Annotated in this window: 13 protein-coding genes and 1 pseudogene; 5 read left to right on the top strand and 9 right to left on the bottom strand. The window is 72.4% G+C overall.

Annotated elements, in window-relative coordinates; all coding sequences use genetic code 11:
* Nucleotides 1-79 precede the first annotated feature (79 nt).
* The 4 genes and pseudogenes from ABH926_RS16385 to ABH926_RS16370 form a co-directional block, all read right to left on the bottom strand.
* Nucleotides 80-1,162 (bottom strand): annotated as a pseudogene (locus tag ABH926_RS16385) (Glu/Leu/Phe/Val dehydrogenase dimerization domain-containing protein); the annotation flags it as partial.
* A 136-nt stretch (nt 1,163-1,298) separates the two neighbouring features.
* Nucleotides 1,299-2,024 carry an SDR family NAD(P)-dependent oxidoreductase gene (locus ABH926_RS16380; RefSeq protein WP_370366445.1) on the bottom strand — a complete coding sequence of 242 codons (726 nt, stop codon included), beginning with the start codon at nt 2,022-2,024 and terminating at the stop codon, nt 1,299-1,301.
* Between the two features lie 37 nt (nt 2,025-2,061).
* Nucleotides 2,062-3,438 (bottom strand): aldehyde dehydrogenase family protein, encoded by a 1,377-nt coding sequence (locus tag ABH926_RS16375; protein WP_370366444.1) that lies wholly within the window; start codon nt 3,436-3,438, stop codon nt 2,062-2,064.
* Nucleotides 3,438-4,520, bottom strand: coding sequence for a phenazine biosynthesis protein (locus ABH926_RS16370; RefSeq protein ID WP_370366443.1), 1,083 nt, complete (start codon nt 4,518-4,520; stop codon nt 3,438-3,440). Before ABH926_RS16370 ends, ABH926_RS16375 begins: the two co-directional genes overlap by 1 nt.
* A gap of 102 nt (nt 4,521-4,622) precedes the next feature.
* Between ABH926_RS16370 and ABH926_RS16365 the strand changes: the two genes are divergently transcribed.
* A complete protein-coding gene (locus ABH926_RS16365; RefSeq protein WP_370366442.1) occupies nt 4,623-5,084 on the top strand; it encodes a MarR family winged helix-turn-helix transcriptional regulator in 462 nt (153 codons plus the stop codon).
* Here the strand turns inward: ABH926_RS16365 and tsaA are convergent.
* Nucleotides 5,081-5,584: a tRNA (N6-threonylcarbamoyladenosine(37)-N6)-methyltransferase TrmO gene (gene tsaA / locus ABH926_RS16360; RefSeq protein WP_370366441.1), complete on the bottom strand. Its 504-nt coding sequence runs from the start codon at nt 5,582-5,584 to the stop codon at nt 5,081-5,083. The genes ABH926_RS16365 and tsaA overlap by 4 nt on opposite strands.
* Before the next feature lie 78 nt (nt 5,585-5,662).
* Between tsaA and ABH926_RS16355 the strand changes: the two genes are divergently transcribed.
* From ABH926_RS16355 to ABH926_RS16340, 4 genes are read left to right on the top strand one after another with little or no spacing between them, the layout of a single operon-like run.
* Complete coding sequence (locus ABH926_RS16355; protein ID WP_370366439.1) at nt 5,663-6,703, top strand: 3-oxoacyl-[acyl-carrier-protein] synthase III C-terminal domain-containing protein; 1,041 nt, start codon at nt 5,663-5,665, stop codon at nt 6,701-6,703.
* 39 nt (nt 6,704-6,742) lie between these two features.
* Nucleotides 6,743-7,729, top strand: coding sequence for an FAD-dependent oxidoreductase (locus tag ABH926_RS16350; protein ID WP_370366438.1), 987 nt, complete (start codon nt 6,743-6,745; stop codon nt 7,727-7,729).
* Complete coding sequence (locus ABH926_RS16345; RefSeq protein WP_370366437.1) at nt 7,726-8,580, top strand: hypothetical protein; 855 nt, start codon at nt 7,726-7,728, stop codon at nt 8,578-8,580. The genes ABH926_RS16350 and ABH926_RS16345 overlap by 4 nt, the downstream gene beginning before the upstream one ends.
* Nucleotides 8,580-8,831, top strand: coding sequence for an acyl carrier protein (locus ABH926_RS16340; protein WP_370366436.1), 252 nt, complete (start codon nt 8,580-8,582; stop codon nt 8,829-8,831). The genes ABH926_RS16345 and ABH926_RS16340 overlap by 1 nt, the downstream gene beginning before the upstream one ends.
* Here the strand turns inward: ABH926_RS16340 and ABH926_RS16335 are convergent.
* From ABH926_RS16335 to ABH926_RS16320, 4 genes are read right to left on the bottom strand one after another with little or no spacing between them, the layout of a single operon-like run.
* Nucleotides 8,812-9,105, bottom strand: coding sequence for a muconolactone Delta-isomerase family protein (locus ABH926_RS16335; protein ID WP_370366435.1), 294 nt, complete (start codon nt 9,103-9,105; stop codon nt 8,812-8,814). The genes ABH926_RS16340 and ABH926_RS16335 overlap by 20 nt on opposite strands.
* Nucleotides 9,087-10,316: an MFS transporter gene (locus ABH926_RS16330; protein ID WP_370366434.1), complete on the bottom strand. Its 1,230-nt coding sequence runs from the start codon at nt 10,314-10,316 to the stop codon at nt 9,087-9,089. The genes ABH926_RS16335 and ABH926_RS16330 overlap by 19 nt, the downstream gene beginning before the upstream one ends.
* Nucleotides 10,316-11,365 (bottom strand): 3-oxoacyl-[acyl-carrier-protein] synthase III C-terminal domain-containing protein, encoded by a 1,050-nt coding sequence (locus ABH926_RS16325; protein ID WP_370366433.1) that lies wholly within the window; start codon nt 11,363-11,365, stop codon nt 10,316-10,318. Before ABH926_RS16325 ends, ABH926_RS16330 begins: the two co-directional genes overlap by 1 nt.
* Before the next feature lie 27 nt (nt 11,366-11,392).
* Nucleotides 11,393-12,568 carry a HoxN/HupN/NixA family nickel/cobalt transporter gene (locus ABH926_RS16320; RefSeq protein ID WP_370366432.1) on the bottom strand — a complete coding sequence of 392 codons (1,176 nt, stop codon included), beginning with the start codon at nt 12,566-12,568 and terminating at the stop codon, nt 11,393-11,395.
* Nucleotides 12,569-12,776 lie beyond the last annotated feature (208 nt).

Here is a 12,776-nt window from a genome sequence, read left to right as displayed (position 1 = left end):
CCGGCGCGGTGACGCGGTACGGACAGGACCCGTAGGGCCGCTCGTCGGGGTCGACCATCGAGGCCTGCGCCATGTCCAGCGCGACCTGGCGGGTCGGCAGCCCCCGTTCGCGCGCGCCGGCCAGCACGTCGCCGACCAGTTCGCGCATGATGCCGGCGACGCCGTCGAGCACCTCGCGCGGCTCGGGCGTGGCGCGCGGGCCGAACAGCGCCTCCATCGACGCCGACCCGCCGACGCCGCCGATGAAGTCCGGGACGACGGTCACGCCGCGCTCGGTCAGCAGCGTCTCGGCCTGCTCGCTGAGCCCGCAGTTGGCGCCGACCGCGACCACGGCCGCGGACAGCTCGCCGGCGCGCGCCGCCGGCACGGCGTCGGCGCAGCCGGCCAGGATAAGCACGTCGGCGGGCAGGTCCAGGACGGCCTCGCGGGGCAGGACCCGGCCGCCGCCGGGCAGCTCGGGCACCGGGCAGGTGATGTCCCGCGCGAGCATGGCGCGCACGTCGAGCCCGGCCCCGGCGACCCGGCAGCCGTGCTCGTCGGCGATGGCGGTGATCCGCACCCCGGCCTCGGCCAGGGCGAGCGCGGCGGGCCGGCCGAGGTTGCCGAAGCCCTGGACGGAGACGGTCATGCGGTCCCGGCGCAGCCCTTCCAGGTCCGCGGCGGTCAGCGCGGCGAAGGCCAGGGCGTGCCCGGCGCGGCGGTCGCCCACGCTCAGCGGGCCGACCGGGGCCGACAGGACCGCCATCCGGGCGCGGAAGTCCTCCTCGGTCAGGTGCTGCGCGGTGCGCACGGCCGACTTGGCCGAGCCCGCGCCGACGGCGGCGGCCAGCCGGTCGAGGTTCTCGAAGCGGGTACCCATGTCGGCGCCCATGCTGAAGCGGGTGCGCAGTTCCTCGGCCAGGAAGGCCAGGAATCTGCGGAGCACGGCGTCGCGGTGCGGTCCGGCCGGGTCGTAGGCCAGCCCGCATTTGGCCCCGTCGACGTTGACGCCGAGCACCCGCTGTTTGAGGGTCATGCGCGCGGCGAGCTCGCGCAGCGTGTCCACGGACAGGCCCGGGGTGAGCCGGCAGCCGCCGGCGGCCAGCCGGCAGTCGGTCCGGTCGTAGACCAGAAAGCCCGGGCAGTTCTCCACCGGATCTCGGTATTCCAGGATTCGGACCATCGTCGCGGCGCCCCCTGTCGAAGTCATCGAGCAGTGGTCCTGATAATCAGGACTCGGCTCTGTTCGGTTCACGACGCATCCGGTTGTACGCCCCCGCCCCGGGCCGCGGACAATGGGCAAATGAGCCCGGGGGCCGTCAGCGGCTGTGGATGACGCCGCCGTCCACGCGCAGCACCTGGCAGGTGATGTGCCGGGCGGCCGGGGAGGCCAGGAAACGCACGGCTTCTGCGATGTCGGCCGGCTTGCCGGCGCGCTGGACGAGCGTCTCGGTGACGCGCTCGGCGTGGAATTCGGGGGTTTTCCTGCCGTGGAAGAACTCTGTCTCGTCGATGTACCCGGGCGCGACGACGTTGCAGGTGATGCCGCGCGGGCCGAGCTGCTTGGCCAGGAAGATGTTCCAGGTGTTCATCCCGGCCTTGGCCGCGCCGTAGGAGCCGGCGCCGCGGTCGGCGGCGAACGAGCCGATGTTGACCACGGCGGAGCCCTCGGCCAGCCGGTCGTCCACGGCCGCGGTGGTCAGGACGGCGGCGAGCAGGTTCGCCTCCAGGTTGGCCCGCCAGCGCGCGGCCAGCTCGTGCAGTCCGGCCGGCGGCGGGCCCTCCATGTCGCGGTTGCCGCCGGCGTTGTTGACCAGGACGTCCAGGGTCGGCGGGAGCTCGGCGGCCAGCGCGATCAGCTGGTCGGGGTCGGTGTGGTCGCAGACGATGGCGGTGACGGTGCCGGCGATCTCCTCGGCCGCGGCTTCCAGCAGGTCCTTGCGGCGGCCGGTGATGAAGACGTGGTCGCCGTCGGCGGCGAACAGCGTCGCGACCGCCTTGCCGATGCCGCTGCCGCCGCCGGTCACCAGGGTGGTCCGTATCATGGGGACTCCTTCGTTTCGCTCGTGTCGCCGGTGTCGCTCAGGTGGTTCCGTACGCGCGCGCCTCCATCAGCTCGTGGCTGAGGAATCCGTCGTGCGGGCTGGTGTCGCCGGCGGTCCAGGTCGGGACCGGTCCGGCCAGGACCTTCCGGATCGCCGGGCGCCGCAGCGCCTCGCGGACCAGCGCGGGGTCTTCGGACAAGACGGTCAGAGCCAGCGTCTCCCCCAGCGGCGCCAGCCCGTCCGAGCGCCGCCACGGCAGGACCCACAGGCACGGGAACGGCATCTCGATCCGGGAGCCGGGGTGGTCCACGCGGTCGCACAGCAGGACCGCGGGCCGCAGCGCGGCCGACCCGTCTCCGAGTTCTGCGACCGGGCCGTCGGGGTATCGCGCGGCCGCGACGTCTTCGGCCCCTGCCAGGCGGGAGGCCAGCGAGTCCCGCATGGCGTACGCCTCGGCCGCCGGGAGCACCGGCAGCCGCGCCCGGTCGTCCTGCGGCGGCGCGGCGGTGAGCGGCGCCATCCGGTCGGCGAGCGCCTCGGCCAGCTCGCGCGGGTCGGAGTCGGTGAACACCGCGGTGGCGCAGGTGCACCGCAGGCCGGCGTCGTGGGTCGCCGAGGCGACGACGGTGTCGAGGACCGCCTCGGTGAGCTCGCCGCTGTGCAGGACCTTGGAGCGGCCGGGCCCGCGCAGGATGACCCGGCGGTCGCCGGCGTAGCGGCGCGCGGCCTGGTCGCCGCCGAACACCATGCTCAGGTCGGCGGTCTCCACGAGGGCGTCGCCGAGAGCGTGGCCGCCGGGCAGCAGCGACAAGGCGGAGGGCTCGATGCCGGCTTCCAGCAGGGCGGCGACCATGCGGGCCGGGGTCAGCGGGTCGCGGCTGCCGGGGCGGATCACCAGACGGTAGCCGCAGGCCAGCGCGACCAGCCACTGGGTGTGGGTGCCGGGGTTGTTGCTGGGCGCCACGACCGCTAGCACGTCGCCGCGCCGCGTCCACAGCGGCAGGACCTGGCCGGGGGCGCAGGCTGCCGCGTCGGGGGCGGCGCCGACCGGACGCTCGGCCGCGGCGCGCGGGGCGGCGTTGGCGAAGCTGTGGACCATGTCGTCCAGGGAGTGCCGGGCCACGCCGATCGGGACGCCGGCCGCGCGGGCCTGCAGGTCGCAGTACTCTTTCGGACCCAGCCCGGCCAGTTCGGCGGTGGCGAACAGCTCGCCCGCGCGGCGGAAGATCGCGGGATCGGGAAGGGTATCGGCGCTCTCGGCGGCGTCGCGGGCCTCGGCGACGGTGAGCCGGCCGAGCAGCGGTGGCGCCTGGTGGACCGTGGCCAGCGGCGTGCCGTCCACCCCGGCCAGCACCGACGTCGACGCCGACCGTGCGGGCCGGCCCGCGCGGATGACCGGTATCTCCGGGCTCATCAGTACACGCCCTCGATGACCTTCGTCCCGGCCGGTTCGTAGGGACGCACCTGGGACAGCTCCAAGCCGGCCCAGCCGGGCGCCGTGGCCCGCCTGATCGCCAGGTCGCGTTCCAGCGTCGGCGGCGCGAAGAAGTCGCGGGACAGCACCGTGACCCGCACGCGTCCCTCCTCGTCGACGTCCACGGCACGGTCCGGGTCCTCCGGATCGACGAGCTCGACGATGCTGTAGGGGTGGAAGGGCCGGAAGACGCACACGGCCTTGTCGTCCGGCAGCGGGCTGCGCTGCGGCGCGATCCCCATCATGGTGTTGCCGTAGACGCCGCGCACGGTGGCCTCGGGGAACACCTCCTCCTGGAGCAGGCGCAGGGTCTCGCCGTCGGCGCTGGTGCCGCCCCAGATGACGCCGCGCACCGTCTCGCGCAGCCGCGGCAGGACGTCGGTGCGGGCGGTGAGCAGCTCCAGCATGCGCGGCGTGCTGGAGATCGCCCGGACCGGCTGGCTGGCGACCACGTCGCGGACCTGGTCGAAGATGTGGTCGACGTAGCGCTGGAAGTCCTCGCGGCGGCCCTCGGCCAGACAGCGGCGGACCCAGCGTGGGTCCAGGTCGACGTAGTTGCACAGGTAGCCGCGGCGGTGGGCCAGGTTCCGGACGTTCTTGGCCATGATGTGCGGGCCGGTCGGTCCGATGTGCAGCCAACTGCCCTCCCCGGCCGGGAACCCCTGCTCGTCGAGCATCCGGCTCTGCCAGCGCACGGCCCCGGCCCGCGAGGTCGCATCCACGATGCGCTTGGGAGCGCCGGTCGCACCGCCGGACTCGTAGACCCCGAACTCGTCTCCGCGCTCCAGACAGCCGCGCGGGATCAGCTGCCCGGCCGGCACCGCGCTCCAGTCGATCGCGACCTTCGCGAACAGGCGCAGGTCGGCGACGGTGGTCACGTCGGCGCGCGGATCGAAGTCGAGCTCCTTGGCCCGCCCGACCCAGTACGGGCTGCCGGTCTCCGGCGAGAAGTGCCATTCCATCGCGGCCCGCAGGAGCTCGTCGGCCTGCGGCACACCTTCGGCGGGCGGATCGAGAAGCATGAAAGCCGTCCCTTCGCCAGTTCAACAGTAAACTGATCGTCAGCCACACTGACAGATCAGAATATGTAGGATGCCCGAGAACAACGTCAAGGGGAGGCGGAAGTGCAGGAACCAGCGTCGGACGACGACGACCCGCTGTTCTTCGTCTCGCTCCCGGCCTCGGTCCGGGAGTCGTACGTGTTCCTGGCGCGGAAGGCAGCCCAGCGCGTCACCGCCCTGGCCCACGAGGCCCTGGGCCCCTTCGGCCTGACCCTGCGCCACTTCGGGGTGCTGAACCTGGTGGAGCTCGAACCGGGCCAGAACCAGCGGGTGGTGGGCGCGCGCCTGGGCATAGACCGCACCACGGTGGTCGCGGTCACCGACGACCTGGAGCGAGCCGGCCTACTGGAGCGGCGCCGAGGCAAGGACCGCCGCTCGTTCGCGCTGTACCTGACGCCGGTCGGCGTGGCGCAGCTGAAGCAACTGCGGAAACTGGTGGATCTGGCGCAGGAGGATTTCCTGGCGCCGCTCGCCCCGGACGAGCGGGACACACTACGGGAGTTGCTGGGACGGCTGGTGGCCTAATCCCGCAGCTCCGGCGGCGTATCGGACTCCGTCGAATAAGGCTTGATATCCAGCACCGGCGTCCCGTGCACCAGATCCACCCCCTCGAACAGCAGCGCCCCCTCGCCGATCCCGCCGAGCCGCACCAGGCTCATCCCGATCCGGTTGTGCCGGTTCGGCGTGCGCGTGGCGTACACCCCGGTCGTCCGCCCGCTGTCCGACCAGCCGCGCGGCACGCAGCGCAGCGGTGCGGCCTCCTCATCCGTCTGGTCGTGCAGCCAGGTCAGCAGCCAGACGTACTGCCCGGCGCGCAGGCCGTCCAAGCCCGCCACGAAGTCGTCGAACACCACGATCCGTCCCCGCTCCCCGTACGCCATCGTGGCCTGCGGCGGGGCGTCCTGAACGCGCAGGTAGCGGGTCTGCACGTAGCCGATCGGCGTCATGGCGATCTCGGTGTCCGGCCCGGTGTCCGGCCCCGTATCCGACCCGCGGGCCGGTTCTGCGTCTGCTTCGCGGCTCATGCGATCCCCTTGATAGACAATGCCCTGACGATCAATGATACTGACGATGTTGATTCCCCGTGCCACCTGGAGGCGTCTGTGAGGCTTTCCCCACCGCTGGCCGAGCCGCCGGGGATCGCCGCGGCCGTCCTGTGGCTTCCCCCGGGGCGCTCCACCGCCGCCGAGGCCGTCGCGGCCGGCCGGATCGACGAGGCGACCCGCGACCGCCTGGGCTACACCGGGCTGGCCGAGAGCACCGCGCACGCCGCGCCGCAGATGGCCGTGCTGGCCGGGCGCAAGGCGCTGGCCGAGGCCGGCTGGAGCGGCGGCGAGATCGAGATGGTCGCGCACGCCTGGATCCACCACCAGGGCCACGACTTCTGGTCCCCGCCGCACTTCGTCGCCGACGGCATCGGCGCGGACAAGGCCACTCCGGTGGGCATCCAGCAGACCTCGAACGGCGGCGTGGCCGCGCTGGAGGCCTGCGTGGCCCGGATGGCGCTGGACCCGACGCTGGAGCGGGCCGCGGTGACCACCGGCGACCGCTTCGCCGAGCCCGGCTTCGACCGCTGGTTCGGGGACATCGACGTGGCCTACGGCGACTGCGGCACCGCGCTGCTGCTGGACCGCTCCGGCGGCCCCTACCGCGTGCTGTCCGTCGCCTCGGAGAGCGCCCCGGAGTACGAGATCCTCTACCGCGGCGAGGACGCGTGGACGCCGGCGCCCCGGATGCTCAACCCCACCATCAGCGCGCGCCGCACCAAGATGTACTTCCGCGAAAGCGGCGGCTGGCCGCGCTTCGTCGGCGTCCTGCGCCGCTGCGTGCAGCGCTGCGTGCTGGCCGCGATCGCCGACGCCGGCCTGGCCCCGGACGACCCGTCGCTGCGCCAGCTGGTCATGCCGCGCCTGAGCACCGGCGCGCTGACCCAGTTCTACATCCCGGTGGTCGCCGAGCTCGCGCTCCCCCACACCGAGATCGTCGACCTGGGCCGCGACACCGGCCACCTGGGCGCCGGCGACCTCACCGCGAACCTCGCCGATCTGCACGGACAGGGCGGCCCGAGCCCCGGTTCCGTGACCTTGTTCCTCAGCGCCGGCAACGGCTACACGTGGTCGTGCGTGGCCATCCGGCGGGAATGACCCGCGACGTCGATCGAGAGTCCATAAAGGGAGCAAGGGATGCCACAGAACACAGACGCACTCGTGATCGGGGCCGGCGTGACCGGCCTGACCACGGCGGTGTGCCTGGCCGAACAGGGCTTGTCGGTCCGGGTGCGCGCCGAGCGGCCGCCGCTGCTGACCACCTCCTCGGTGGCCGGCGCCATCCTCGGCGGCCCGGCGATCGCCGACGCCGCCGAGGCGGCGGCGAAGTTCTCGCCGCTGGAGCGCACCACGCCCTGGCACGAGGCCACCCTGGCGGAGTTCGGCAGGCTGGCCGGCCAGGACGGGACCGGTGTGCACACCCGGCGCGGCCGGCTGGTGAACCGCCAGGGCGAGGGCGGCCAGAGCTGGGCCGAGCGGCTGCCCGGCTACGAGCCGTGCAGCCAGGCCGAGAGCGCCGGCTACCCGGTGGCGTTCTGGACCACCATGCCGATCGTCGACATGCCGGTGTACCTGGACTACCTCACCGGCCGCCTGGCCGCCGCGGGCGGGGTCCTGGAGACGGGGAACTGCCCTTCCCCGGCCGAGGCGGCGCGCGAAGCCCGGGTCGTGGTGAACTGCACCGGCGTCGGCGCCGCGGAGTTCGCCGGCGACGAAGGGGTCTTCCCGGTGCGGGGCCAGCACGTGGTCGTGGAGAACCCGGGCATCGAAGGGTTCTTCTTCGAGCAGAACCCCGGCCCGGTCTCCACCGGGTTCTTCGTCCACGGCGACCGGGTGCTGCTGGGCAGCACCGCCGATCGCGGGAACTGGAGCCTGGAGCCGGACGCCGAGCAGGCCGAGCAGATCATCGCCCGCTGCGTCGCCGTCGAGCCCCGGCTGCACGGCGCCCGGGTGATGCGCATCGACGTCGGGCTGCGCGCCGCCCGCCGCGAGCCGCGAGTGGAGCTGGAGAAGACCGGCGAGGCGCCGATCGTGCACAACTACGGGCACGGCGGCGTCGCGGTCGGGCTGTCCTGGGGGTGCGCGCAGGAGGCGGCGGGCCTGGCCGTCGGGGTGCTGGCGTGACCGAGCCGGCCGCCGACCCGCACGGCCTGGTGGCCCTGCCGCCGCAAGCCGCCGCCCTGCTGCGCGTCCTGGACTCCGTCTTCGAACGCTGGGGCGTCCAGGACGGCGCGAAACCGATGATCATGCCGCCGCTGCTGCCGGTCGCGGCGCTGGCCCGGCTGGACGTCTACGAGAACTTCCCGCACCAGGCGCTGGTCGCCGGGGCCCTGGACCTGCAACGGCACCGGCCCGGGGGTCGGCCCGAGACGTTCGCGCCCACGGACGTCGAGCCGCTGGCCCTGGCGCTGCCCTCGGCGGCCTGCTTCGCGGTGTACCTGCACCACGAGGGCGCCGTGCTCGACGGCGACACCATGGTGACCGTGATGAGCCGCTGCTTCCGCCGCGAAGACCGCTGGGAGGGGCTGCGCCGGATGCTCGGCTTCCACATGCGGGAGGTCGTGGCCCTGGGCTCGGCCGAGTTCGTCGCCGAGCACCTGCGCCGCTTCGAGGAGCGGATCGTGCCGTTCGCCGCCGCGCTGGGCTTGGACCTGCGCAAGATACCGGCGGCGGACCCCTTCTACGACCGCGGCGGCCAGCGCGCGCTGCTGGCCCGGCTGGCCCCGGTCAAGCACGAGTTCGTGGTCGGCGACCTGGCCATCGCCTCGGTGAACGTGCACCGGAACTTCTTCGGCGAGCGCTGCGGCATCACCTACGGACCGGCCGGCGCCGCGGCCTTCAGCAGCTGCGCGGCGTTCGGCCTGGAGCGCTGGCTGTCGGTGCTGCACGAGCGGCACGGCGACTGGGAGGCCGCGGCCGCCGCGGTCGACGAGGCGGCCACAGTCGCCGCGGCAGCCGCGGTCGGGTGCGCCTGATGTCCGGCACGCCGGCCCGCGCCAAGCTCGTCGCCTGGCTGCGCGAGCGCCATCCCGAAGCCCCGGACTTCGGACCCGAGGACGACCTGATCGAGCTGCGCTTGGTGGATTCCCTGGGCTTCCTGGAGTTCCTGCAGCTCATCGAACGGCTCAGCGGCCGGGGCGTCGACGTCGAGACGCTGGACGTGGACACCTTCCGGACGCTGAGCCGGATCGAGCAGGTCTACTTCACTACTGCCCCGACGCCGTAGGGTCGTAAGACGGCGGCTCTATCAGGGGCCAGATCTGGTAGTCCAAGTGGAGCCCCGCCGGGCTGTTGTAGAGCAGCTGCATCAGCTGCTCGTGGGAGTCGACCTCCCAGACGTTCAGCCCGGCGGAGGCCCCGACCAGGATCCAGCGGTGCTTGATGATGCCCTTGTCCTGAAGCTCCTGGGTGTAGTCGAAGCCCTCGGCCAGCTTGGCCTGGAACTCCTCGATGCCGATGCCGATCGGCGCACGCTTTGCGATCACGGCGAAGAGAGCCATCGTTCCTCCTGACGGTGTTGCTGGGATCCCTGCTCCCGGGCGAACCGGGCCCGCATGAGCGTGCCGATGACCGACACCGGCACCGTGACCGCGGCGGCCAGGCCGAACAGCACACCGAACCGGTCGGCGCCGACCAGTCCGCTGACCGCGGCCGTGCTGACCGCCGCCCCGGTGAACACCGAGCACGCGACCAGCGCCACCGCGCCGCCCCGGATCCGCGGCGCGGCCGCCTGCAGCACCCAGGCTTGCAGGGCGGACTGCCCGATGGCCAGGGCCACACCCGCGCACGCGCTGGCGGCCAGGATCGCCGGGATCGCCTGGCTGAACGCCGCGACGACGTACCCGGCGAACAACGCCGCCGTGCCGAACCCGAACATCGCCGCGCCGCCGGCCCGCGCGCCCAGGCGGCCGACGGCGAGCCGGCCGACGATGGCCGCGACGCCGTAGGCGCTGGTGACGGCCCCGGAGATCAGGACACTGTGGCCGTGCTTCTGCAACGCCGCGTTGAAGAAGTTGAACAATCCCACCATCGCCATCCCCTCCACGAACGTGAAGGGGATGAAGAAGCGGAACCAGGGGTCTGCCAGGACCACGGCGAAGCGTTCCCGGACCGAGCGGCCGTCCGGGGCGGGCCGCTCGGGCTCCGGCAGCCGTGCGTACAGCCCGAACAGCACCGCCGCGATCAGCGCCGGCATCACCAGCGGTGCGCGCCAGTTCACCAGGTCGGTCAGGACGCCGACCGCCAGCGTCGCCGAGGCCGCGCCGACCGCGCTGGCCGACAGCAGCGTGGCCATCGTGCGCTGGAAGCGTTCGGGCCGGACGCGGTCGCCGACGTAGGCGACGGTCACCGGGATGATCGCGGCCGCCGAGGCGCCGGCCACGGCGCGCGCCGCGATGAACACCCAGATGTCCGGCGACAGGGCGGCCGCGAGGTCGGCGACGGCCAGGCCGGCCATCGCCGCGCGCAGGACGCGCACCCGGCCGACCGAGTCCGAGACGGTGCCGTGCACCAGCTGCATGGCGCCGAAGGTCAGCAGGTAGCCGGTCAGGGCGAAGGTGGCCACGCCCAGGCTGGACCCGAAGTCCTTGGAGATGGGGACCAGCAGCGGGTTGACCACCACGAGGTCGACGTCCAGGAGGAAGAAGCCGACGGCCAGGACGGCGACGATATGCCCGTCGGAGACGTCCCGGCCTTCTGGGGTCTTCGCCACTACGCGTCCACTCCTAGTGCTCGCACCGCGATACAGGACCAGCTGAACCCGCCGCCCAACGTGAGCAGCAGGGCGATGTCGCCGTCCGCCAGCTGTTTGCGCTCGTGCAGGTCGGCCAGGTTGGCCGCGGAGTCGCCGGCGCCCAGGTGGCCGGTGCCGGTCCCGAGGTAGGCGATCTCGGCGTGGGTGAGCCCGAGCCGGTCGACGGCGGGCTGGAAGAACTTCTCCAGGGTGCCGGCGCCCAGGCGCGGCAGGGCCAGGATCCTGACGCGCGGGTCGTCCGGCGCCGCCTGGGCTTCGGCCAGCGCTGTCCCGACCACTTCGACCACCGCGGCGATCAGCGTCTCGGCGAAGCCGTCCTCGGCGCCGCTGGCCAGGAACGCGCGCTTGGTACGGCGGACGTCGACCTGCGGGCGCAGGTGCGGGGCCAGGCCGAAGGCGTCCTCGTCGCGGTGCATGTTCTCGTACCGGGAGTAGGCCGTGGTGGCCACGGAGAGCAGTTCGTAAGGGCCCTGGTCGCGGTCCAGCAGCAGCGCGGTGCCCGAGTCGCCGTAGGCGACCTCGTAGTCGCCGATCCAGCGGTCGAAGCCCGGCGGCACGAAGCGGTCGGCGGTGGTGACCACGCAGCGCCGCACCGCCGGATCGGCGGCCATCCGGGCCGCGGCGATCTCCAGCGCCGCCGCGCCGCCGTTGCACATCTGCTGCACGCCCACGGCCGGGGCGCGCAGCGCGCCGATGCGGCGGGCGACGAAGTTGGCCGGCGACCAGAAGTCGTGGCCCTGGTAGTAGGTCCAGGCGTACGCGACCAGGTCGACGTCCTCGGCCTCCCAGCCGGCCGCCTCCATCGCCTCGGCCGCGGCCAGGGCGGCCATCTCAGGGGCCGAATGATCCCGGCTCTCGGTGACCTCGCGGTAGCCCAGGCGCTGCGCGGTCTCCTCGTCGACCCGGCCGGCCGCCAGGGCCGCTTCGCGGGTGTCGCGGTGCGGCGGCAGCCACAGGGCGGCGGCCGCGATGCGCGGCGGCGCCGCCAGGGGCGGGGAGAGTCGCACAGGGCTCTCCTCTCCTGATAGTCAGGATCACGGATTGTCAGTACTCAGTCTGTCTTCGCCCCACCGCTCGGTCAAGGCCGGCCGCTCGGACTTCATCCCCGCCGTCCACTTCTCCTCGATGCGGCCGAATTTCCACACCGTGACGGCCCCGAGCCACACCAGCACGAACATCCCGACGATCGCGAACCCGATGGAGTTCAGGTCGACGCCGGCGATCCAGTTCCAGAACGCGCCGTGCAGGTTCAGCTTGTCCTGCAGGATGCTGAGCAGCTCGATGGTGCCGATGATCAGGGCGACCGCCACCGACAGGCCGGTCACCGCGATGTTGTAGAAGACCTTGCGGACCGGCTTGGAGAAGGCCCAGCCGTAGGCGAAGTTCATGAACGAGCCGTCGATGGTGTCCAGCAGGGACATGCCGGCGGCGAACAGGATCGGCAGGGTCATCACGGCGTACCAGGGCAGGCCCGCGGCGACGGACGTCCCGGCCAGCACCAGCAGCCCGATCTCGGTGACGGTGTCGAAGCCCAGGCCGAACAGCAGGCCGACCGGGTAGATCTGCCAGGCCTTGGTGATCGTCCTCATCAGGCGGCCCAGGAACCGGTTCATCAGGCCCCGGTTGTTCAGGTGGTCCTCGAGCGTGGCCTCGTCGAACTCGCCGCGGCGCATCTGCCGGAACACCTTCAGGATCCCGACCAGCACCACGAGATTGATGATGGCGATCAGGTAGAGGAAGGACCCTGAGACCGCGGTGCCGACGAGGCCGCCGAACTTGTGCAGCCCCGACTTGTCGTCGGTGAGCTGCACCCCCAGCCCTTTGAGGCCCAGTCCCAGCCCCAGTGTCAACACCACCACGATCGTCGAGTGCCCCAGGGAGAACCAGAACCCCACCGACAGCGGGCGCTTGCCCTCGGCCATCAGCTTGCGGGTGGTGTTGTCGATGGCCGCGATGTGGTCGGCGTCGAAGGCGTGCCGCATCCCGAGGGTGTAGGCGGTGACGCCGGTCCCGAGCCCGAACACGCCGGTGTCGACCTTGTAGTGCGACGGCACGATCAGCAGGACCAACATGCCCCAGCCCACCACGTGCAGGAGCAGGATGAAGCCGAACATGCTGCTGAAGCGGAACCACTCCCTGGGCGTCATCGACGCCTTGATCCTGGCGACCCGCCCCACCGGGCGCTCGCCGACCTCTGCGGTGACAGCCATAGCCCACAGCTCCTCGAAAGCCAGTCCGGGTGTTCGCTCGATACGGGGCGATGTGGCGATGTTATTGCGAGTGCTTCGCAACAACTAGTGCATCGCATTTGTGCGCGCGGCGCCGGCGCGGCGGGAGGCCAAAACGAGCGCGGGGTGCGGGTCGGGAGGCTGGTATGCCATTTGGCATGTAGTTGCTATCTAGCTATTGGCAATAGAT

Source organism: Catenulispora sp. GP43, from assembly GCF_041260665.1.
Lineage (GTDB): Bacteria > Actinomycetota > Actinomycetes > Streptomycetales > Catenulisporaceae > Catenulispora.
This window is presented reverse-complemented; position numbering and strand designations above follow the sequence as displayed.